This is a genomic window from Flavobacterium solisilvae (assembly GCF_012911605.1).
GTDB classification, from domain to species: Bacteria; Bacteroidota; Bacteroidia; order Flavobacteriales; family Flavobacteriaceae; genus Flavobacterium; species Flavobacterium solisilvae.
The window spans coordinates 91,426-114,118 of record NZ_JAAMPT010000203.1; the positions used below are offsets into that span (position 1 = coordinate 91,426).

Sequence of the window (22,693 nt, forward strand, 5' to 3'; positions counted from 1 at the left end):
GTTATTTTGTGGTTTGAAATTAAAACGAATGATGCCAAAATATATTTTTCGATTACTTTTTTTGTTTTCGTTATTGATTACTGCTAGTTGTGCGAAACGCGGTAACATTACTGGTGGCGATAAAGACACGATTGCTCCGGTTTTGACGGCAAGTTTTCCTAAAAATCTTTCTACGAATTTTACGGCTAAAGAGATTGTGCTGAATTTTGACGAATATGTGAAGATGAAAAACGTGAACAAGCAGTTGATTGTTTCGCCACCGTTGAAATATCCGCCGGAAATTCTACCGATGAATGCTTCTAAAAAAATTACGATTAAAATTAAAGATACGTTGCAACCGAATACTACGTATAGCTTGAATTTTGGGCAAAGTATTGAAGATAACAACGAAGGAAATCCGTATTCGCAGTTTAAATATGTTTTTTCGACTGGAAGTTATATCGATTCGCTGAAATTGAATGTGAAAGTGAAAGATGCTTTGGAGAAAAAAACGGATAATTTTGTTTCGGTTATGTTGTATGAAATCAACGAAAAATATACCGATTCGACGATTTATAAAGAAACGCCAAATTATATCACGAATACTTTGGATAGTTTGAAAATAGTGACTTTGGATAATATTAAAGCAGGAAAATATCTTTTGATTGCGCTGAAAGACAACGGAAATAATAAGTACAATCCAAAATCGGACAAGATTGGGTTTCAAAAAGACTACATTACGATTCCGAATGATACTATTTTTGAGGTTGAATTGTTTAAGGAAATTTTGGATTTTAAAGCGATAAAACCAACGCAAGCTTCGGGAAATAGAATTCTGGTTGGCTATGAAGGAAAACCAAAAGGCGCAAAAGTTTCAGTTAAAAACGGCGAAACCGAAATTCCGTCGATTGTAACGCAGTTTCCAAAGAAAGATTCGCTACAAGTTTGGTACAAACCGATGAAAGTTGATTCGCTATTGGTTTCGGTAGAAAAAGATAATTTCAAAAAAGAATTTTGGACTAAAATTAAAGATCAAAAGAAAGATTCGTTGAAGATTTCGTCAGCATTTACTGGAAATATTTCTTTGCGCGAACGCTATGCACTGAATAGTTCTATTCCGTTAGTGAAATTTGACAAAAGCAAAATTTCTATCATCAACAAAGATTCGGTTGCGGTAGATTTTACCACAGCTTATGACGAATTTGAACAGAAAATGTTTCTAGATTTCAAATTGGAACCACAAGAAAAATATGTTATCAAAGCTTTTCCCGGCGCAATGACCGATTTTTATGATAATGTTAATGATACGTTGAGTTATAAAGTGACTACGAGAAATGTTACTGATTATGCGAACATGAAAATCACGTTAAAAAATGCTAATCGTTTTCCGATTATTATTCAATTAACCGATAAAGACGGAAAAGTAAAAGCTTCAGCAGTAACCGAAAACAGTCCAATTGTTGAGTTTTTTGCCTTGGAACCAAATACTTATACAATTCGAGCTATTTATGATGATAACAAAAATGGCGTTTGGGATACAGGAAATTTTCTCCAAAAATTACAACCCGAAGAAGTGATTTATCTTCCCGAAGAAATTAAGTTAAACCCAAATTGGGATTGGGAACAGAATTTTGATTTGAGTATTAAACGATAGTTAAGTGTTACGGGTTTCGAGTTGAAAGTTATCCTTATCATCAAGAAAAGCTAACTTTTTTCGAGTTTCTAGTAATTTTTCTTTGTCTAAATCGATGATGAATACCGAATCGGTTTCTTGTGGTTCGAGTATATAATTTCCAAAAAAATCAACGGCTTGCGAATGACCAATGTATTCGTGTTTATTATTGTCGGTTCCAATTCGGTTTACGCCAATGGCATAACTCATGTTTTCTACAGCGCGAGCTTTGAGTAAAATATCCCAAGCATTGGTTCGGATTTTTGGCCAATTGGCAACATAAAGCAACACATCATAATCTTCTACATTTCGAGAAAAAACTGGGAAACGCAAATCATAACAAATCAACGGACAAATCCTGAAACCTTTGTATTCTACAATTAATTTTTGTTTTCCTGCGGAATATACTTTGTCTTCGCCAGCTAAAGTGAACAGATGCCGTTTGTCATAGTGCTGAATATCGCCATTTGGAAAAACAAAAACCAATCGGTTGTAGAACTTCCCTTTTTCTTCAATGACTAGACTTCCTGTAATGGCGCAGTTTTTAGCTTTCGCCAAATGTTGCAACCAAGCAACTGTTTCGCCATTCATGGTTTCTGCAACGGCTTTTGGGTTCATCGTAAAACCAGTCGAAAACATTTCGGGCAAGACAATCAAATCAACATCTTCCATAAATCCGGTGATTTTTTGTGCCAAATGGCTTCGGTTTTCGGTTGGGTTTTCCCAGATTAAGGAAGTTTGGATTAGTGCTGTTTTCATGGTTTTTGTATCACAGAGTTTCACAAAGTATTTCACGAAGTTTCACAAAGATTTATTTAATAGTGATTTCGTCAATAAAGATGAAAGCATCGCCATCAAAAGGAAAACCTAAATGCCATTCAGGAAGTTTTCCAAGATTGTAGGCTTTCACTTTTATGTATCTTGCGTTTATAGGTTTTGATGAAGTGAAATTGAAATCTTTAATGGTGTTTTCATCTTTTTTCGGATCAACATCATTGGCAACAGTTGTGATTAATGTAAAATTGACATTATCTGATGAACTATAATATTCAACTTTTGTTGGCATCATTATCCAAGAACGTTGGTCTTGTAGAAAAGTTGCGCTGAAATTGGATATGTTTTTCTCTGATTGCAAATCTACGATTGCTTCAAAATCCTGACTTTGATAACCTTGCCAATCGCCTTTTCTCCAGTTGGTTGTTCCATTAATTCCGTCTAATAAACCGTCGTTTCCGCCAGCGTGATATTGTGGATTGTATTTTGATTTAATATCGATAGTGTAATTGTTTGGTTTTTTGAAGAAGATTGCGGAAACTGTGTTGCTCATTTCGAGCATTTCGCCATTAAATGATGCAAATTTTGCTTCAACTTTAGAGGTTTCATTTATTTTTATTTTTTCTCTTTTAAGTTGTTTAAATGGAATACCATCATTTGAATTAGCTAAAATTCTATACCAAAATCCTCCTATATTCGGATGATTAATTTCTATTTCTAATGAATCTTTAAACGATTTACTTTCGGCTTGAATTACTGGAACTGGAATTATATTTTCCGCAGTATTATTGTTTTTAGATTTAGCTAATACTTCTTTCAAATAACCTCTAAATCCTTTTTTGGAAATGGTAAGCTGTTCTTTATTTTCAAAATTGATTGTTGCTTTGTCAAAATAAGGTGTCGTTTTTGTCCATTCAACACTTCCTGGCGTTACAGCATAAATTCCCATCGAACTCAACACATACCAAGCGCTCATTTGTCCGCAGTCTTCGTTGCCAATTAATCCGTCGGGAGAATTTTTATAGAAATTATTTAAAATGTAATGAACTTTTTCGGTAGTTTTTTCTGGTTTTCCAACGTAGTTGTACAAATATGCCATGTGGTGACTTGGTTCGTTTCCGTGGGCATATTGTCCAATTAATCCGGTAACGTCCACTTGTTCACGACCGGTTGTTTTGCTTTCGGAGTTGAACATTTCGTCAAGCTTGGCTTCAAATTTTTCGTTTCCGCCATACGCTTCAATCATTCCGGGAATATCTTGTGGCACAAAAAAGGAATATTGCCACGAATTTCCTTCGGTAAAATTGTTATTTATTTCTCTTGGATCAAATGGTTTGTCCCAACCGCCGTTTTTCTTTGGTCGCATAAAACCAGTATTCCAATCGAAGATGTTTTTCCAGTTTTGAGAACGTTTCATGAAATAGTCATAACCTTCTTTTTTGTTTAAAAGCGAAGCCATTTGAGCAATACACCAATCATCATAAGCATATTCGAGAGTTTTTGAAACACTTTCATGTTCGTCATCCATCGAGATAAAACCTTGCTTTTTGTAAGCTTCCAATCCTAAATGATCCAACATTGCCGAATGTTTTGCGGCTTCAAATGCTTTTTCATAGTCAAAACCAGTAATTCCTTTTGCCATTGCATCTGCCATAACCGAAACCGAATGATAACCAATCATGCAATCGGTTTCATTGGAAGCCAATTCCCAAACAGGCAATCTTCCGCCTTGTTCGTATTGTTTCAGAAACGTATTGATGAAATCGGCAGTTCGTTTTTTGTCAATCAAAGTATACAACGGATGTGCTGCTCGAAATGTATCCCAAAGCGAGAAAACGGAATAGTAATCAAATCCTTCGGCAACGTGAATTTTATTATCACGACCGCGATATTTTCCGTCGATATCTTGCGCAATATTGGGTTGAACCATCGTATGGTATAAAGCCGTGTAGAAAATAGCCAACTTGTCTTTGTTGGTTTCTGTAATTTGAATTTTTGATAATTCTTTGTCCCAAAGTTGTTCGGCTGCTGCCTTAACTTTTTCAAAATCCCAATGTTTGATTTCAGAACTATTTAGTTTTGCTCCTTCATAACTGGTTGGCGAAAGCGAGACTTTTACGAGTATTTTCTCTCCTTTTTTGACTTGTCTTGAAAAACTAATAGCTAATTCTGTTCCAGTAAATCGTCTTCCTTTTTCACCATTCGATTTTACTTTTGAAATTTCTAATGGTTTGTCAAATTCAATTAATGCAAAAACATATTGGTCTTTTGCCCAAGCTTCACTTCGTCTTTTTACCCAAATTTTTTTTTGATCAATTATTCTAACTTCGCCTTCTAATAATTTATCGCGATGATTTAGGTCTAAAATAATATTAGCTTGACCATTTTGATTAAAAGTATATTCATGAAATCCAACGCGAGTTGAAGTGGTTAAACGAACGTCAATATTGTGTTTGTCTAATTTTACGCTATAAAATCCGGCGGAAGCTTTTTCATTTTGATGCGAAAATGTGGAAGAATACATTTTGTTGTCAAATGATGGTTCGCCCATTGTTGGCATCAGCATAATATCGCCATAATCGCTGCAACCTGTTCCGTTTAAATGCGTATGTGAAAATCCGTAAATCGTTTTATCAGAATAATGATAACCCGAACATCCATCCCAACTTCCATCAATTCGAGTGTCTGGAGAAAGTTGTACCATTCCAAACGGAACAGTTGCGCCAGGATATGTATGTCCGTGACCATCGGTTCCAATAAACGGATTGACATTTTTGTGAAGATTTTGCCCAAAAATTGAAAATGTAATCAGGGCAAAAAAAGTGGTGAATTGTAGTTTCATCGTGCTGTTTGTAAACCAAAGTTACTAAAAGCGTTTAATTAATTTGTAATTCAACCAAAACCGGAAAATGATCGGAAGGGAATTTTAAATCTTTCGAATCGGTAAGAACGGCATGTTTTACTACTTTAAACGGATTGTTTTTTGATAAAAAGATATAGTCGATACGTTTTGTTACTGGTTCAAAATACTGAAACGCATTGAAAGTTCCAGTTGGACCAAAAGGCTTTTGCTTGGTAATATCATAACTATCGTCCATTTGTTTTTTTAAATCGGTAATTCGTTGTTCATTAGGTTCAGTATTGAAATCACCCGTTAGAAAAACAGGAAAATTTTTAGTGTTTACTTCTTTAATTTTTGAAAGGATTAATTGGATGGCATTTGTTCTGGCTAATTCGCCAATATGATCTAAATGAGCGTTAAAAACCCAAAATGATTTTTTGGTTTTGTTGTCTTTTAGTAATACATAAGTACAAACTCGATTGAGTGCAGCATCCCAACCTTTGGATATTTTTTCAGGTGTTTCAGATAACCAAAACGTATTTTCTTGTACCATTTTAAATCGGTCTTTTTTGAAAAAAATGTTAGACGATTCGCCTTTTCCTATTCCGTCGCGACCAATTCCAACAAAACTATATTCAGGCAAAGCCGAAGCAATATCGGTTACTTGATGTGGTAATGCTTCTTGAATTCCAAAAACATCGGGTTCATAAAAAGTTATTTGCGAAGCCCAAAAATCTTTTCGGTTTGACCATTTATTTTCGCCATCAGATTCGAGGTCTAAACGAATGTTGTAGGTCATTAATTTTAGGTTTTGTGCGGAAACAGTTGTTCCAAAAATTAAAAGAAAAATTATATTTCTCATTAGAAATGATATTTGTTATTGTCAAAAATAAGAAATATGATAGTAATTGTTTTTTTATTTCTCTCCTTTTGTACAGATATTTTTATATTTGAGAAATTTAATTAAAATCAATTCTTATGAAAGCAATGTCATTCGCCCTTTTTTTATTTACTATCAACCTTTTTGCACAGGTAAAATTTGAAAAAGGTTATTTTATTGACAATCAAAATCAAAAAGTTGAATGTTTAATTAAAAACAAGGACTGGATTGGTACACCAACTGAAATTGAATATAAACTTTCTGACACATCCCAATCAAATACTATTTTACTTGAAAATATAAATGAATTCAGAATTGATGAAACTAATCACTATTACAGAAGATATAAGGTTCTAATAGACAAAAACACAGATGTTCCTACTGACCACTTTGTAGAAGGAGCTTATTTTTTAAGAATCATTCTTGAAGGAAAAGTAAGCTTATTAGAATACCCTCAAGATGGTTTATTATTTTATGAAATAGAAAAAGGGAAAGCAAAACAGTTAAAATATAAGAAATATGTTGATACAGACGCAAAAGTTCGTGAAGACAATAGTTTTAGAAAAGAACTTTTTGAAAATTTAAAATGTGACAATATAACTTTTGAAAAAGCTCTTAACTTAAAATATGAAAAAAGAGAGCTTATCAAATTTTTTGAAACTTATAATAAATGTCAAAATGCAGATTATGAAAATTTAAACAAACACAAGACGACGGGAAAATTTAATTTAAAAGCACTAGCAGGAATAAATTTTAATAAAAACATTGTTCCTAATGTTAATTTTGTAATAGGTGGTGGAACGGATGAAAAAAAATTTAATCCCGAATCTTCGGCTCAATCGTCTATAGCTTTAGGACTTGAGTTAGAAGTTTTACTGCCTTTTAATAAAAATAAATGGGCAATAATTTTATCTCCTACCTTTTCAACATACAAAAGCAGCTCTTCAAAAACTTATTATAATGCAATGGGAGCTTATTATACTATTACTTCACCTTCATCAGGAGGAACACCTGTTACAGTATATTCAACTTATGACTTTCGGTTAGATACAGAGTATAGCTATTCATATATTGAATTGCCTATAGGTATCAGACGTTATTTTTATTTGAATGAAAATTCTAAATGGTTTGTTGATGGTTCATACGGAATGATTTTTCACGCCAAAAAACCTGTGGAAAAAATTGATTTTGAGAAAATAAGAACTTCAAATATTGAGCCAGATGATATAGAGATAAAAACTTCTTCAGCGGTTAAATTAGGTCTTGGTTATACTTTCAAAGACAAATATTCTGTCGCATTAAATTATTATGTGTCTAAAACACTATCAAATAGTAGTGGGAACTCTTTTTCATTGTTAGTATCATATAATTTTCTTTAGAAGAATAAAAATCAAATAAAAAAACACAACTTTTAGTTGTGTTTTTTTATTTGATAAAGATTGAAAAAGTCTTATTTCAAACTCGCTTTCAAGTATTCTCTGTTCATTCGAGCAATGTTTTCAAGAGAAATTCCTTTTGGACATTCTACTTCACAAGCTCCAGTATTGGTACAGTTACCAAATCCTTCTTCGTCCATTTGGCGAACCATATTTAGAACACGCTGTGTAGCTTCTACTTTTCCTTGTGGCAATAATGCATATTGTGAAACTTTTGCTCCAACGAATAACATCGCTGAACCATTTTTACAAGTTGCTACGCATGCACCACAACCGATACAAGCTGCTGCTTCAAATGATTTATCAGCATCTGGTTTTGGAATTGGAATTGCATTAGCATCCATCGTTCTTCCAGAAGTATTTACCGAAACGAAACCTCCAGCTTGTTGAATTCTGTCGAAAGAACTTCTGTCAACCACTAAATCTTTGATCACCGGAAAAGCTTTACTTCTCCATGGTTCAACAAAAATGGTATCGCCATCTTTAAACATTCTCATGTGAAGCTGACATGTAGTAATTCCTGTATCTGGACCGTGAGCACGACCGTTGATAAACAACGAACACATTCCGCAAATTCCTTCACGACAATCGTGGTCAAAAGCAACCGGTTCTTTACGTTCGTTTACTAATTGTTCATTTAATTGGTCAAGCATTTCCAAAAATGAACTTGCCGTTGAAACATTATCTAATTTGTATGTTTCGATTTTTCCTTTAGTTTTAGCATTCTTCTGACGCCAAATTTTAAGGTTTATGTTGATATTTTTTGCTGCGCTCATAATTCTCTTATTTGTAATTTCTTGCGGCTATTTTTATAAACTCGTATTTCAATTCTTCTTTGTGAAGTTCTTCTTTGCTAATGTCATCGCCTTTGTATTCCCATGCGCCAACAAATTTGAAGTTTTCGTCATCACGAAGTGTTTCTCCTTCGGCATCTTGATATTCTTCACGGAAATGTCCACCACACGATTCTTTACGTTGTAAAGCATCCATTGCCATTAATTGACCTAATTCTATAAAATCGGCAACGCGAATTGCTTTTTCTAATTCAGGATTTAATTCATCGGCACTTCCTGGAACATAAACATCTTTGTAGAATTCTTCTTTTAAAGCAGCAATTTCTGAAATGGCTTCGGTTAATCCTTTTTCATTTCTTCCCATTCCAACTTTATTCCACATAATTAAACCTAATTTTTTATGGAAATAATCAACAGATTTTGTTCCGTTGTTGTTTAGGAATTTATCAATTGTAGATTTTACGCGGTTTTCTGCTTCAACGAATTCTGGCAAATCGGTAGAAATTTTCCCAGTACGAATGTCATCTGCTAAATAATCAGAAACGGTATATGGAAGAACAAAATAGCCGTCTGCTAAACCTTGCATCAATGCCGAAGCTCCAAGTCTATTTGCACCGTGGTCAGAGAAATTTGCTTCTCCGGCAACGAAACATCCCGGAATTGTAGATTGTAAATTATAATCAACCCAAACTCCACCCATGGTATAGTGAACCGCTGGATAAATTTTCATTGGTGTTTCGTATGGATTTTCGTCGGTGATTTTTTGGTACATTGTAAACAAGTTACCATACTTTTCTTCTAACCAAGCTTTTCCAAGTTTTGTAATTTCTTCTGCCGAAGGATTATGATTTCCTGCAGCATAAGCAGCTTGTTTCCCTTTGTTTTGAATTTCGGTAGAGAAATCAAGGTAAACACCTTCATTGGTATCATTTGCTTCAATTCCGTAACCTGCATCACAACGCTCTTTTGCAGCTCTTGACGCAACATCACGCGGAACCAAGTTACCAAACGCAGGATATCTTCTTTCTAAGTAGTAATCTCTATCTTCTTCAGCTATTTGTGTTGGTTTTAATTTCCCAGCACGAATTGCTTCCGCATCTTCTTTTTTCTTTGGAACCCAAATTCTACCTGAGTTACGCAACGATTCTGACATCAACGTTAATTTTGATTGATTCGTTCCGTGAACCGGAATACACGTTGGGTGAATTTGCACATAACAAGGATTGGCAAACAATGCACCTTGTTTGTGGATTTTCCATCCAGCGGTAACGTTACTTCCCATGGCGTTGGTAGAAAGGAAATATACGTTTCCATAACCTCCAGAAGCAATGATAACTGCGTGTGCCGAATGTCTTTCTATTTCTCCAGTAACCAAGTTACGAGCGATAATTCCACGAGCTTTTCCGTCAACTTTTACTAAATCTAGCATTTCGTGACGGTTGAATTGTTGCACACGTCCAAGTCCAATTTGTCTGGATAAAGCCGAATATGCTCCAAGTAATAATTGTTGACCTGTTTGTCCTGCAGCGTAGAAAGTACGTTGTACTTGCGTTCCACCAAATGAACGGTTGTCCAATAATCCACCGTAATCGCGTGCAAATGGAACACCTTGTGCCACACATTGGTCAATAATATTTCCTGATACTTCTGCTAAACGGTGAACGTTTGCTTCACGAGCTCTGTAATCACCACCTTTAATAGTATCGTAGAATAATCTAAACGTACTATCGCCATCATTTTGATAATTTTTTGCAGCATTGATTCCTCCTTGTGCTGCAATGGAATGCGCTCGACGTGGAGAATCTTGGAAACAAAAAGCTTTTACATTATAACCCATTTCGCCAAGCGAAGCAGCAGCCGAAGCTCCAGCTAAACCTGTTCCAACCACAATAATGTCAATTTTTGGACGGTTGTTTGGCGCTACAAGTTTTAAATGATCTTTATAATCAGTCCATTTCTTTGAAATGTGTCCTTCTGGTATTTTAGAATCTAACTTCATAATATATTCTGATGTTGATTATTTTAGTATAAAGTGTATGTAAAGAGGAATAATTGCAAACAAAATAGGAACAATGATTGCGAATAGTTTTCCAAATAATTTGATTTTTGGTGTCCAAGAAGAACTGTTTAATCCCATCGATTGGAAAGCACTTTGAAAACCGTGCAGTAAGTGGAATGCTAAAACTCCCATTGCAACTACATATAGTATTGTAGCAATTAGACCGTATTTTGGATGTTTAAAGAATGCTACGGTGATTTTGTATAAATCTTTGTAACCTTCGCCAACTTTTACATCAGCTTGCGTGTTGTAGAATTCAGTTCTGTTTTTAATGTAAACTTGAGCACCAGTTTTTGTTGCTTCTTCTTTAGTTTTTGCTACTTGAGCTGTTGCCATGTAACCATCGTTTGTCATCATGTACAACTCTTGTTTTTGCCCCATTACTTCAACTGTAATAGTTTGCAAAGGCATGTTTTGATCAAAATGCATTTTTGCCCAAAAATTAACCATGTGAGTTACAATAAAAACTAAAATCAAAGTTCCTAAAACTGCCATGTTTCTTGATGCAAAACTACTCGATGAACCGTCTGTTTTTGCATAACCAATTGGTCTTGCTTTTTTGTTTTGAATTGTCAACATGATTCCATCAATAGCGTGGAAAATAATTGATAGATACGTTACATAAGAGAGAATTTTTACTGCTGGATTTGTAGTCATGAATAATGCATACTTGTTGAAATTCAGCGCATTATTTGGAACTAAAAGTTGGAGGTTTCCAGCTAAATGTCCTGCTAGAAATAAGCATAAAAATAAACCCGTAAAAGCCATCCAATATTTCTTTGCTATTGATGACTTTAGAAGTGCAGATTTTGCCATAATTTTGTATAATTTGTTTTAAAAAAGACACACAAAAATAGGGTTAATTGAACATAACTACAACCTTTTCGTGCTAATTTATAATGATTTTAAAATGCATTTAACTTTTGTTGATTTTCAACCAGTTAAATCGTTTGTTTTGTCCAAAAAGGTTAAACAATTTTTTGAATTTAATAGGTTTTTGTCGCGTCTTCATCAATAACCAATATAAAATCAGCCTTATTTAGATGTTCTTTTTCAAGTTTTGAAATATCTTTTTGCTCGACTGTAGCAATGGTTAGAATTTTTAAATCCGATTTTGATTTTTTCAAATACCAAGATATTCCTTCAAAATTATCGCTGTGATATGTTCCATTATAATGCAGAAAAACAGCATTTGGCTGAAGATTTTTGACAATAAAATAAGCCATTGTTGCATCTTTTATCGCTTGTGCTTTTGGCATATTTGGACTTGTGTGTTCGCCCATCATTTTCATCATTCCAGCATAACCTGGCAAATTCGCGTCATATTCCATTGGCAACGGAGCAATCCATGCTTTTTCTTCTTCGGGTAATTTTTCAAGTTCTTCAATTCCTTTTTTAAAAACAGTTGAAGCATATCTTCTTGGAATATTAGTAGCAATAAAAGGCAACTTATTGTCTTTTGCAAAATCAACAAGCGGTTTATAATCAGTTTTATGATTGCTCCAAAGTCGCGCAGTGGAATCCAGTTGCTTTTGATTAATTTCTCCTTTTAAATATTGGTCAATCTGTTTTTGATTGTCCGCTTCGAGCATTTCGGCACCAAGAACTAACTGTTTTTTTTCGGCTAAATCTTTAGTCAATTCTAATTGTAACCAATGAACAATCGAATTGTTGTGATATTCGCCAAATAGAACAACTTCGGTTTTTTCAGAACTTTTTAAAAGCTTTGCATACGTTGTTTTCTTTCCGTTTTTGTCAAATAATTGATACGGCGATTTATCTTGGCTATTTGCTGTAACAGTCAACAAAAAGCTTAGGAGAAAAATTATTGGTTTCATTTGAATTTCTTTAAAGTGTAATGCTTAATTTTGAACTTTACAATAATAATGATTTCAAAATGAAATACCATCAAATAGACCGTGATTTGTTCATTAAAAATAGAGCAAAATTCACAGCACAAATGAAACCTAATAGTGTTGCCGTTTTTAATTCGAACGATATTTATCCAGTTTCTGCCGATAGCACATTGCCTTTTGCACAACATCGTGATATTTTTTATTTATCTGGAGTTGATCAAGAAGAAAGTATTTTGCTGCTTTTCCCAAATGCGCCGTATGACCATTTAAAAGAAATTTTATTCTTAAAAGAAACTAACGAACACATTGCCATTTGGGAAGGTGAAAAGCTGACTAAAGAAAGAGCATTTGAAGTTTCTGGAGTTAAAACTGTTATTTGGCTGCAAGATTTTCATAAAACTTTAAAAGAAATTATGGCGTATGCCGAAACGATTTACATCAATACCAACGAACATTATCGTGCATCGATTGAAACCGAAACTCGTGAAGCACGTTTTGTAAAATGGTGGAAAGAAAATTATCCAGCACATAAAGTAGAAAAGTCAAATCCTATTTTGCAACGTCTTCGTTCGATAAAAGAAAGTGAAGAAATTGATTTAATCCAAAAAGCGTGTGATATTACCGAGAAAGGTTATCGCAGAGTTTTAAATTTTGTAAAACCAAACGTAATGGAATATGAAATTGAAGCCGAATTTGCGCATGAATTTCTAAGAAATCGTTCCAAAGGTTTTGCTTATACGCCAATTATCGCCTCGGGAAATAATGCTAACGTTTTACATTATATTGAAAACAACCAACAATGTAAAGCAGGCGATTTGATTTTGCTTGACGTTGGTGCCGAATATGCGAATTATTCAAGCGATATGACACGAATGGTTCCAGTTTCGGGACGATTTTCAGATAGACAAAAACAAGTTTACAATGCGGTTTTGAATGTAAAAAACGAAGCTACTAAAATGCTTGTTCCAGGAACTTTGTGGAAACAATATCATGTAGAAGTTGGTAAAATTATGACTTCTGAGCTTTTAGGTTTAGGATTGATTGACAAAGCCGATGTTCAAAACGAAAATCCAGATTGGCCAGCGTATAAAAAATATTTCATGCACGGAACGTCTCACCACATGGGATTAGATACGCACGATTATGGTTTATTACACGAACCAATGCAAGCCAATATGGTTTTCACGGTTGAACCAGGAATTTACATTCCAGCAGAAGGTTTTGGTATTCGTATTGAAGACGATATGGTTATTCAGGAAAAAGGCGAAGCATTCAACTTGATGCGAAATATTCCTATTGAAGTTGACGAAATTGAAACGATAATGAATAGTTAACAGTTGTGGGTTGACAGTTAAAACGGTTTGCGAAAGTGAGCCGTTTTTTTTTATGTTTTAAATTTTATAAACGGAATAAATTTGTCGCTACATTATAGATTCCCTTTTTTATACATTTGTTTTTAAGAAAATAAAATATCTCATAATGGCAGAACACAACGAACTTGGTAAACTTGGAGAAGAATTGGCTGTAGAATTTCTGCAAAAAAAAGGCTATGACATTCTGGAAACCAACTGGGTTTTTCAAAAAGCAGAAATTGATATTATTGCCCAAAAAGAAAATATCCTTGCCATTGTTGAAGTGAAAACACGTTCAAGTATTGATTTTGGATTGCCACAAGATTTTGTGAAACCAAAAAAAATCCAATTGTTGGTAAAAGCCGTAAATGAATATGTAATTTCAAATGATTTAGATGTTGAAATCCGATTTGATATTATTGCGGTTTACAAAGAAGGAAAAAATCACAAAATCGAGCATATTGAAGATGCTTTTTATCATTTTTGATTGAACAATTCATAAAAGAAATTAATTAAACACAAATAATTTATTGAATTTGAATATATTTACCCAAATTTTAAGCTATGAAAAAACAACTACTAGTATTGATGTCATTGTTTGCGTTTAGTCTTTTTGGACAAAAAAAAATAGCAGAACAAGTAACAACCCTACAAGATTTAAAGACTTCTTTTAAGAAAGTTTCTGTTTTAACGCCAGATGTAACTATCAATAAATCTGATGTTGAAAAAGTGGTGAATGATGCAACTTTGGCAAAATTAAATGTAATAAAACTGAACCAAATTTTTGCGACTAAAGATGAATTTTTAGAATTAGACATTCCATATAAAAATCAAGTAATTTCAGTTTTGTTATATAAGGTAAATCCTTTCACTGAAGACTTTCAAATTGATACTGATAAAAGTAAAAACATAGCCTACCAAAAAGGCGTTTATTATCGCGGAATTATTAAAAATGATATTAATTCGGTTTCGTCCTTCAACTTTTTTAATGGAGAATTCAACGGAATTATTTCAAGTGAATCGCTAGGAAATTTAGTTATTGGTAAATTAGACAAAAAAGGAAATCAATTAGATTATATTGTCTATTCCGATTCTAAAATGAACATTATAAACAATTGGAGTTGTCATGTTAAAGAAGACGATGATACAAAGGTTGAAGAAGTTCTTAATTCTAATAGGGAAATAAATACGGCAAAATGTGTAACATTTTATTTTGAAGTTGATTTTACTCTATTTACTCAAAACGGAAGTGATACAACAGCAACAACCAACTGGATGACTTCAGTTTTTAATAATGTTCAAACGTTGTTTAATAATGACGGAATTACGACCGCATTAAAATCAATGTTTATTTGGACAAGTCAAGATATTTATGAAGGAATTGGAACTTCATCAGGGATTTATTTAAGTTCTTTTGCTCAAAATAGACCAATTTTTAATGGTGATGTTGCTATGTTAGTTGGTATTGATCCCGGAGGTTTAGGAGGTGTTGCCTATTTAGACTCTATTTGTGCTAACAATAATTATTCTTATTCTGATGTAGATTTTAGTTTTAGTTCCGTTCCATCATTTTCATGGACAGTTCAAGTAATCACTCACGAGTTTGGACATTCATTAGGTTCGCCTCATACTCATAGATGTTCATGGAACGGAAATAATACTTCCATCGATGGGTGTGGAACTTCGGCTGGATATCCAGAAGGAAACTGTCCTCAAGGTCCAATTCCTAGCTCATCTGTAAAAGGCACTATTATGAGTTATTGCCATTTGGTTGGTGGTGTTGGAATTAGTTTTACTAATGGATTTGGTCCGCAACCGACTGCTTTAATCCAAAATAATGTAAATAGTAAAACTTGTTTAAGCACAGATTGTGTTAATACTTGTATTAACAATATAGTTAATATTCAAGCAAGTAATATAACAAATAACGGTGTTACAGCAACTTGGGATGATGTTGGAGATGCAACAACTTGGCAGGTAATGATTAGACCAGCTAATGCGGTAGTCGGTGGAACATGGAATACCGTTACAGCCAAAACCTTCACAATATCAACATTAAATCCAAATACCTATTACAGAATAAGAATAAGACCAATTTGTACTGGGATAAATGCTACAATTAGAGAAAGAGTTTTTGCAACAAATGGAGATTATTGTGGTGGAATGCTATTTACTGACTCAGGTGGATTAACTGGAAACTATACTAACGGAGAAGATTTTACACGAAAAATGATTCCAAATGAATCTAATCAAAAATTAGTAGCTACGTTTACATCCTTTAATTTAGAAGACACTTATGATTTTCTATATATTTACAATGGACCAGATGATACTTATCCTGAATTTAATGCAGGTGTTGGATTTACAGGAGTAAATTCGCCAGGAACGATAACTTCAACAGCTGCAGATGGTTCGTTAACCTTTAAATTTATTTCAGATGGTGCAACTGAAGACTCTGGTTGGAATGCTACTATTTCATGTACACCTTCACTTGGAATTTCAAATAACGATTTTATCGATTTTAGTTATTATCCAAATCCTACGAATGGCAATTTGAATATCAAATCAAATACCTCTATTTCAGAAATAACGGTTTTCAATATTGAAGGACGACGATTGTTTAATCAAACTCTAGATACGTTAGAAACTTCGGTTGATATTTCGCAGTTTGCAACCGGAACTTACTTCTTCAAGTTGAAATTTGGTGAAAAAGAAGCCAATTTCAAAGTATTGAAAATGTAATTTGATAAATAAATTAGAATAAAAAACAGCCGTAAATTATAATGATTTACGGCTGTTTTTTTGAAATAAATCTGTGTTTTCTATTCTAACATTTGCATTAGTTCCAACGCTTTGTTAATCGATTTTACATTCTCAAAAGTCAACAGCAATCGTAAACCGTTTTTAGTTTCTTTCTCTTTCATTTTACAGATGTTTCCATGTTGTTGCACAAATCGTAACACATTAGTAAATCGTCTTGAACTGTAATAATCCGATTGTTGATCGGCGATGAAATAGCCAATTAATTTGCCTTGTTTCATCACGATTTTTTCAATACCTACTTTGGTTGCAATCCATTTGATTCGAATACTATTTAGCAATGATTTAGCTTCTTTTGGCAACGGACCAAAACGGTCAATTAGCTTATTTTCGTAGGCGATTAATTCTTCTTCCGTTTTACAATTTCCAAGTTCGTTGTAAAGCGCTAATCGTTCCGTAACATTGTTGATATATTCATCAGGGAAAAGCAATTCAAAGTCAGTGTCAATTTGTAAATCCTTCACATATTCTTTGGTTTCAACATCAGTATCGGTTTCGTATAAGTCTTTGAACTCATTTTCTTTAAGTTCTTCTATGGCTTCGTTCATGATTTTTTGATAGGTTTCAAAGCCAATTTCATTGATAAAACCACTTTGTTCACCACCTAACAAATCACCAGCACCTCGAATTTCCAAATCTTTCATGGCAATATTAAAACCGCTTCCCAGTTCGTTATATTGTTCCAATGCTTGAATACGTTTTCGAGCATCATCCGTCATAGCAGAATATGGCGGACAAATGAAATAGCAAAATGCTTTTTTATTACTTCGACCAACGCGACCACGCATTTGATGTAAATCGGAAAGTCCAAAATTGTTAGCATTGTTAATGAAAATCGTATTAGCATTTGGCACATCTAAACCGCTTTCGATAATGGTCGTTGCTACTAAAACATCAAAATCACCATTCATAAAACTCAACATGATTTCTTCGAGTTTGCTTCCTTCCATTTGACCATGACCAATGCCAATGCGTGCATCAGGAACCAATCGCTGAATCATTCCGGCAATTTCTTTGATGTTTTCAATACGATTATTGATGAAAAAAACCTGTCCGTTTCGCTGAATTTCATACGAAATAGCATCACGAATAATTTCTTCGTTAAATCCAACGACTTGTGTTTCTATCGGATAACGATTTGGTGGTGGCGTTGTGATTACCGATAAATCTCTAGCTGCCATCAACGAAAACTGTAATGTTCTCGGAATTGGCGTTGCAGTTAAGGTTAGCGTATCAACATTGGCAGCAATTGTTTTCAATTTGTCTTTTACGTTTACGCCAAATTTTTGTTCTTCATCAACAATGAGTAATCCTAAATCTTTGAACTTTACATTTTTGTTAACCAATTGATGTGTTCCGATAAGAATATCCAGTTTCCCAGATTCTAAATCTTCCAGTGTTTGTGCTTTTTGTTTGGCAGTTCTAAAACGATTTAAGTAACCAATTTTTACCGGCATTTCTTTTAATCGTTCGCTAAATGTTCTATAATGTTGATACGCCAAAATGGTTGTTGGCACCAAAACGGCTACTTGCTTACTATTGTCAACCGCTTTGAATGCTGCACGAATAGCGACTTCTGTTTTCCCGAAACCAACATCGCCACAAACCAATCTGTCCATCGGACGATCTTTTTCCATATCGGCTTTTACGTCTGCAGTTGCTGTGATTTGGTCTGGCGTATCTTCGTAAATAAAGGAACTTTCCAATTCTTTTTGCAAATAACTATCGGGTGCAAATTGAAATCCTTTTTCCAATCTTCGCTTGGCATACAACTGAATTAAGTTGAAAGCAATATGTTTTACGCGTGCTTTTGTCTTTTGTTTTAAGACTTTCCAAGCATTGGAACCCAACTTATAAATCTTTGGTGGCGTTCCGTCTTTGCCGTTGTATTTTGAAATTTTATGCAGCGAATGAATGCTTACATACACAATGTCGTTATCAGCATAAACCAGTTTAATGGCTTCTTGCGTTTTACCTTCCACCTGAATTTTTTGCAATCCGCCAAACTTTCCAATTCCGTGATCGATATGTGTGACATAATCACCAACCGAAAGCGAATTCAGCTCTTTTAACGTTATCGTTTGCTTTTTAGAATATCCATTTTTGATGGAAAACTTATGATAACGTTCAAAAATTTGATGGTCAGTATAACAAGCTACTTGATGTTCTTCGTCAATAAAACCTTGGTATAAAGGTTGTACAACGGTATGATATTGTTTGCGAATGTCTTCGTGATTTTCTTCATCAATACTTTCAAAAATATCGTGAAAACGGTTCGCCTGATTTTCATTGGAACAAAACAAATAATTAGTAATTCCGTTGAAATGGTTGTCGCTCAAATTGTTCAACAACAAATCAAATTGCTTGTTGAACGACGGTTGCGGTTGTATGTGAAATTCAAATGTCTTCGTGGTTTTGAATAACGGTTTATTTGTTAATTCCACGATGGAAAAATCCAACGCTTTACGCAAAAATCCTTCCTGATTTAAGAATAAATGTTCTGGCGAAGCGTGTTTGATGTCTTTGGAAAGTTTATCAAAAGTTTCAGTTGCTTTTTCGAATAGTTTATCCAATTGTGCCAAAACCATTTCTGTATTTTCTATCCAAAGAATGGTTTTGTCGTTTATATAATCTAGGAAACTTTCGCGGTTTTCTTTAATGAATTTATTTTCCAGATTGGGAATAATGGTAATCTTATTTTGCTTCTCAACCGAAAGTTGGGTTTCTACGTCAAAGGTTCGGATGCTGTCGACTTCATTGCCAAAAAACTCGATACGATAGGGATTGTCATTGGAAAAAGAAAACACATCGACAATTCCGCCACGAACCGAAAACTCTCCAGGTTCAGTGATGAAATCCACGCGTTTGAATTCGTATTCAAACAACACTTCGTTGATGAAATCAATAGAAATGTTATCACCAACAGCAACTTTTAGTGTGTTTTTATCCAATTCTTTTTTGGTGACTACTTTTTCAAAAAGCGCTTCAGGATAGGTAACAATTATCGAAGGTTTTTTTCTGGAATTGATGCGATTTAAAACTTCGGAACGCAATAAAACATTCGCGTTATCGGTTTCTTCTATTTGATAAGGTCTTCGATACGAACTCGGATAAAACAACACATCGTTTTGTCCTAACATTTGCTCCAAATCGTTCAAATAGTAAGCTGCTTCTTCTTTTTCGTTAAAAACCAACAGAAAAGGTTGTTCGGCTTTCTTGAACACCGACTGAATGATGATAGAAACAACTGAACCCGAAAGTCCTCTGCAATGGATTTTATTTTGTGGAACAGTTAAGCTTTCCGCAATTTGCTTGATTTTATTAGAACTTTCGTAAATGGAAAAAAGCGATGACTGACTCAAGTTATTTAGCTCTTAAGAATGGTTTTTTATTTGGACTAACTGACGGATTAGGAACTGAATTTGAATTTTCAACAGAAATAGCACGAGTTGTGTCTAGCATTCTAATCATATCTTCTTCACCATCTTCCATTTTGATTTGATTTTTAGTGTCTATTTCTGCAAATTGTTGTTGCAGCGACTCCACTTCTTGATTAATTTCAGGAATTAATTTTACAATCTTTTGGTCGGGAATATTTTTTAGATTGATGTAAAGATTCAGCGTATTTATTTTTGTGGTAACAGCCGAAATTCTACTTTTAATTTCGGGTTTGTTATACGTGGCAGGAATGTTATTGTTCAGTTCAGCTGCTTTTTTAGATAAGGTTTTTGCCTTTTTTTGAAAAGCACCAATACTTGTTTTGGGTTTTTCGGAAAGCTCTTTTAGAAAAACGCGCCATTCTGCCCAGTTTTGGTTTAGCGATTGCGTACTTTGGTTCAAAGGAAAAGCGTTGAAATTCCAGCTTTTGTTGATGGTGGCAAAAATCGCTTCTCGTTTCTTAACCTCTTTTTGTTGTTCTACAAGCAATAGTTGCTCATCTTTTTTACAGGATATAAAAACAGACAAACTCAGTAACGCTAAAATAATTTTGTTTTTCATAGGTTGAAAAAATGCATTGCAAAAATACAAAGGTAATTCGAATAACTTAGCATTAAACACATTTTAAGATTTGTTTAATTTCTTCAAAACAACTTCACGAAAACGTTATCTTTGCACCAAGAAACACAAACTAAATTATGACTACTAAAATTCTTATTATTGGTGCCTGCGGTCAAATAGGTACTGAGTTGACTAAAAAACTAAGAACCATTTATGGAACGGACAATGTTATTGCTTCCGACATTAGAAAACTAAATATCGATATCGTTAACGAAGGTATTTTTGAAGTAGTCAATGCTTTAGATTTTAATCAAATTGAGCATTTAGTAGAACAATATCAAATTACCGATGTTTATCTAATGGCGGCTTTGCTTTCGGCTACTGCCGAAAAAAACCCAGCCTTTGCTTGGGATTTGAACATGAATTCCTTGTTTCACGTATTGAATTTAGCCAAAGCAGGAAAAATTCAAAAGATATTCTGGCCTTCCAGCATTGCTGTTTTTGGACCTACAACACCTCGCGATAATACGCCACAATACACTATTATGGAACCATCAACCGTATATGGAATTTCAAAACAATCAGGGGAACGTTGGTGTGAATACTATCATAACATTTATGGTGTAGATGTTCGAAGCATTCGTTATCCAGGATTAATTTCGTGGTCAACTGAACCTGGTGGAGGAACAACCGATTATGCCGTAGATATCTATCACAAAGCACTTGAAAAAGGAACATTTGAGTGTTTTCTATCTGAAGAAACAGCCTTGCCTATGATGTATATGGACGATGCCATTCGTGCCACGGTAGAAATCATGCAAGCGCCAAAAGAGAACATCGCTATTCGTTCTTCTTACAATTTAGGCGGAGTTAGTTTTACACCAAAAGAAATAGCCGAAGAAATCAAAAAGCACATTCCAGATTTTACCATTACTTATAAACCTGATTTCCGTCAGAAGATTGCCGATAGTTGGCCAGCTAGTATTGATGATACCTTTGCTCAAAAGGACTGGAACTGGAAACATCAGTTTGATTTAGAAAAAATGACAGTAGAAATGCTTGAGAATCTAAAAAAATAAAGCGCTACTTTGTTAAAAAGTAACGCTTTATCGACAACAAAATAAACAAACCTTTATTTTAATATTTTAATTCGGATCTTGAACAATTGGATCTCTAAGCGATTCCAATACCGCTACCACTTCATTGATGATGCCTGTATCGGTAACACCGTTTAAGCCAGCCGCTTGACCTACATAACCAATAAATTTAGTATAATCTGCATTAGTAGATTTTACACCCATTCTTGGGTTTTGAGCAGGATCGTGTGCAGCTACCATGTTTAATCCAGAGTAAGTATTAGTGGCACCACCACCAGTGTTAGCAGAGAAAAAATCAGTTAAGTTTTTACTCAATACAGCAACATTGGTTGTATTTCCTCCAACCACTTCGCCTACAATAGGAGCAAAGTGAGCACCAAGATTGCCTTCTGAACCAGCAACAATATCGGCTACTATAAGTACAATCGTGCTATCCACTACTGAACGATAACTCAATCGTCCTTTTTCAATCATTTGTCCTGGGTTGTTTGGATCACTCACTTTTGTAGTTCCACCCAGTTTTTGATACAAACTCATCTGTGCAGGAGAATCATTGTCGTCATCACTGCAGGATGCAAGTCCAAATAGCGCTACGGCTACAAACAGACCTAAAGCTAATTTTTCAAATTTTTTCATAGTATTCGTGTTTAGATTAATTAAATATGCGTTGAACGCCTCTCGAAAATTTATAACTGAAGCTGTCTTCATTCATTACCGGACAAGCTTTTTTCTGAGCCAGTTCATTCGATATGACGTAGCGTTTAGCTTTATAGTTTCCTTTGGCAATTAGTTGATTAAATACTTCTTCAGAGTTGATTACTTTGTTGTCATGAAAGTAAACCACCACACCTTTTTCAAGATTGATGCGGTCATTTTTTACGCCAGGAATGGATTTTAAGTTACGGTGAATTTCTTTGGCTTTAGCCGAGTCAATAGCTTCTTCAAAGTCTATTCTACTAATTTGAAGTGTTGCATTATCATATACAACCGGTTTGGCAGTGGCAATATGAACTACCAATACCACAAAGAGCAAACCTACTATACCTAGTATGCTTACCGCTGCAATTTTAATTTTTTTAGGAATTCTCATAACCAAGATGTTTTTGTTTCTTCACTCATTTACGAGAACAAAA

Annotated in this window: 17 protein-coding genes; 6 read left to right on the forward strand and 11 right to left on the reverse strand. The window is 34.3% G+C overall.

The genetic code is table 11. From position 1 onward, the window contains the following. The first annotated feature begins 28 nt into the window (after nt 1–28). Nucleotides 29–1,633, forward strand: a complete 1,605-nt coding sequence (locus G6042_RS05825; protein WP_317168049.1) for an Ig-like domain-containing protein — start codon at nt 29–31, stop codon at nt 1,631–1,633. On the opposite strand, the gene G6042_RS05830 is transcribed toward G6042_RS05825, so the two are convergent. Genes G6042_RS05830 through G6042_RS05840 form a run of 3 tightly spaced genes read right to left on the reverse strand, consistent with a single transcriptional unit; the run spans nt 1,634 to nt 6,129 of the window. Then, the gene (locus G6042_RS05830; protein WP_169523363.1) at nt 1,634–2,410 is read right to left on the reverse strand and encodes an amidohydrolase; all 777 of its coding nucleotides are present in this window, start codon (nt 2,408–2,410) and stop codon (nt 1,634–1,636) included. 52 nt (nt 2,411–2,462) lie between these two features. Next, nucleotides 2,463–5,267: a GH92 family glycosyl hydrolase gene (locus G6042_RS05835; RefSeq protein WP_169523364.1), complete on the reverse strand. Its 2,805-nt coding sequence runs from the start codon at nt 5,265–5,267 to the stop codon at nt 2,463–2,465. A 34-nt stretch (nt 5,268–5,301) separates the two neighbouring features. Beyond that, the gene (locus G6042_RS05840; protein ID WP_169523365.1) at nt 5,302–6,129 is read right to left on the reverse strand and encodes an endonuclease/exonuclease/phosphatase family protein; all 828 of its coding nucleotides are present in this window, start codon (nt 6,127–6,129) and stop codon (nt 5,302–5,304) included. A gap of 116 nt (nt 6,130–6,245) precedes the next feature. Here G6042_RS05840 and G6042_RS05845 point away from each other — a divergent pair, with 116 nt between their 5' ends. After that, the gene (locus G6042_RS05845) at nt 6,246–7,526 is read left to right on the forward strand and encodes a hypothetical protein (RefSeq protein ID WP_169523366.1); all 1,281 of its coding nucleotides are present in this window, start codon (nt 6,246–6,248) and stop codon (nt 7,524–7,526) included. Nucleotides 7,527–7,597: 71 nt separating this feature from the next. Here the strand turns inward: G6042_RS05845 and G6042_RS05850 are convergent, their stop codons facing one another. The 4 genes from G6042_RS05850 to G6042_RS05865 all read right to left on the reverse strand — a co-directional run bounded on the left by G6042_RS05850 (nt 7,598) and on the right by G6042_RS05865 (nt 12,274). Continuing rightward, a complete protein-coding gene (locus tag G6042_RS05850) occupies nt 7,598–8,359 on the reverse strand; it encodes a succinate dehydrogenase/fumarate reductase iron-sulfur subunit (RefSeq protein WP_169523367.1) in 762 nt (253 codons plus the stop codon). A gap of 7 nt (nt 8,360–8,366) precedes the next feature. Next, nucleotides 8,367–10,376 carry a fumarate reductase/succinate dehydrogenase flavoprotein subunit gene (locus G6042_RS05855; RefSeq protein ID WP_169523368.1) on the reverse strand — a complete coding sequence of 670 codons (2,010 nt, stop codon included), beginning with the start codon at nt 10,374–10,376 and terminating at the stop codon, nt 8,367–8,369. Nucleotides 10,377–10,394: 18 nt separating this feature from the next. Beyond that, nucleotides 10,395–11,252 (reverse strand): succinate dehydrogenase cytochrome b subunit, encoded by an 858-nt coding sequence (locus tag G6042_RS05860; protein WP_169523369.1) that lies wholly within the window; start codon nt 11,250–11,252, stop codon nt 10,395–10,397. Between the two features lie 170 nt (nt 11,253–11,422). After that, nucleotides 11,423–12,274: a ChaN family lipoprotein gene (locus G6042_RS05865; RefSeq protein WP_169523370.1), complete on the reverse strand. Its 852-nt coding sequence runs from the start codon at nt 12,272–12,274 to the stop codon at nt 11,423–11,425. A gap of 59 nt (nt 12,275–12,333) precedes the next feature. Here G6042_RS05865 and G6042_RS05870 point away from each other — a divergent pair, with 59 nt between their 5' ends. The 3 genes from G6042_RS05870 to G6042_RS05880 all read left to right on the forward strand — a co-directional run bounded on the left by G6042_RS05870 (nt 12,334) and on the right by G6042_RS05880 (nt 16,386). Beyond that, complete coding sequence (locus G6042_RS05870) at nt 12,334–13,626, forward strand: aminopeptidase P family protein (protein WP_169523371.1); 1,293 nt, start codon at nt 12,334–12,336, stop codon at nt 13,624–13,626. 145 nt (nt 13,627–13,771) lie between these two features. Further along, nucleotides 13,772–14,131: a YraN family protein gene (locus G6042_RS05875; RefSeq protein WP_169523372.1), complete on the forward strand. Its 360-nt coding sequence runs from the start codon at nt 13,772–13,774 to the stop codon at nt 14,129–14,131. Nucleotides 14,132–14,208: 77 nt separating this feature from the next. Continuing rightward, nucleotides 14,209–16,386 (forward strand): M12 family metallo-peptidase, encoded by a 2,178-nt coding sequence (locus G6042_RS05880; RefSeq protein WP_169523373.1) that lies wholly within the window; start codon nt 14,209–14,211, stop codon nt 16,384–16,386. A gap of 80 nt (nt 16,387–16,466) precedes the next feature. On the opposite strand, the gene mfd is transcribed toward G6042_RS05880, so the two are convergent. Both mfd and G6042_RS05890 read right to left on the reverse strand, forming a co-directional pair. Continuing rightward, on the reverse strand, nt 16,467–19,826 hold the full coding sequence (mfd, locus tag G6042_RS05885) for a transcription-repair coupling factor (RefSeq protein ID WP_169523374.1): 3,360 nt from the start codon (nt 19,824–19,826) through the stop codon (nt 16,467–16,469). A gap of 1 nt (nt 19,827) precedes the next feature. Next, complete coding sequence (locus G6042_RS05890; protein WP_211161644.1) at nt 19,828–20,463, reverse strand: hypothetical protein; 636 nt, start codon at nt 20,461–20,463, stop codon at nt 19,828–19,830. Nucleotides 20,464–20,600: 137 nt separating this feature from the next. Here G6042_RS05890 and G6042_RS05895 point away from each other — a divergent pair, with 137 nt between their 5' ends. Continuing rightward, nucleotides 20,601–21,542 carry an L-threonine 3-dehydrogenase gene (locus G6042_RS05895; RefSeq protein WP_169523375.1) on the forward strand — a complete coding sequence of 314 codons (942 nt, stop codon included), beginning with the start codon at nt 20,601–20,603 and terminating at the stop codon, nt 21,540–21,542. 66 nt (nt 21,543–21,608) lie between these two features. Here G6042_RS05895 and G6042_RS05900 read toward each other — a convergent pair whose 3' ends face one another. Next, on the reverse strand, nt 21,609–22,196 hold the full coding sequence (locus G6042_RS05900) for a globin family protein (RefSeq protein ID WP_169523376.1): 588 nt from the start codon (nt 22,194–22,196) through the stop codon (nt 21,609–21,611). 16 nt (nt 22,197–22,212) lie between these two features. Further along, the gene (locus G6042_RS05905; protein ID WP_169523377.1) at nt 22,213–22,650 is read right to left on the reverse strand and encodes a hypothetical protein; all 438 of its coding nucleotides are present in this window, start codon (nt 22,648–22,650) and stop codon (nt 22,213–22,215) included. Between the last annotated feature and the right edge of the window lie 43 nt (nt 22,651–22,693).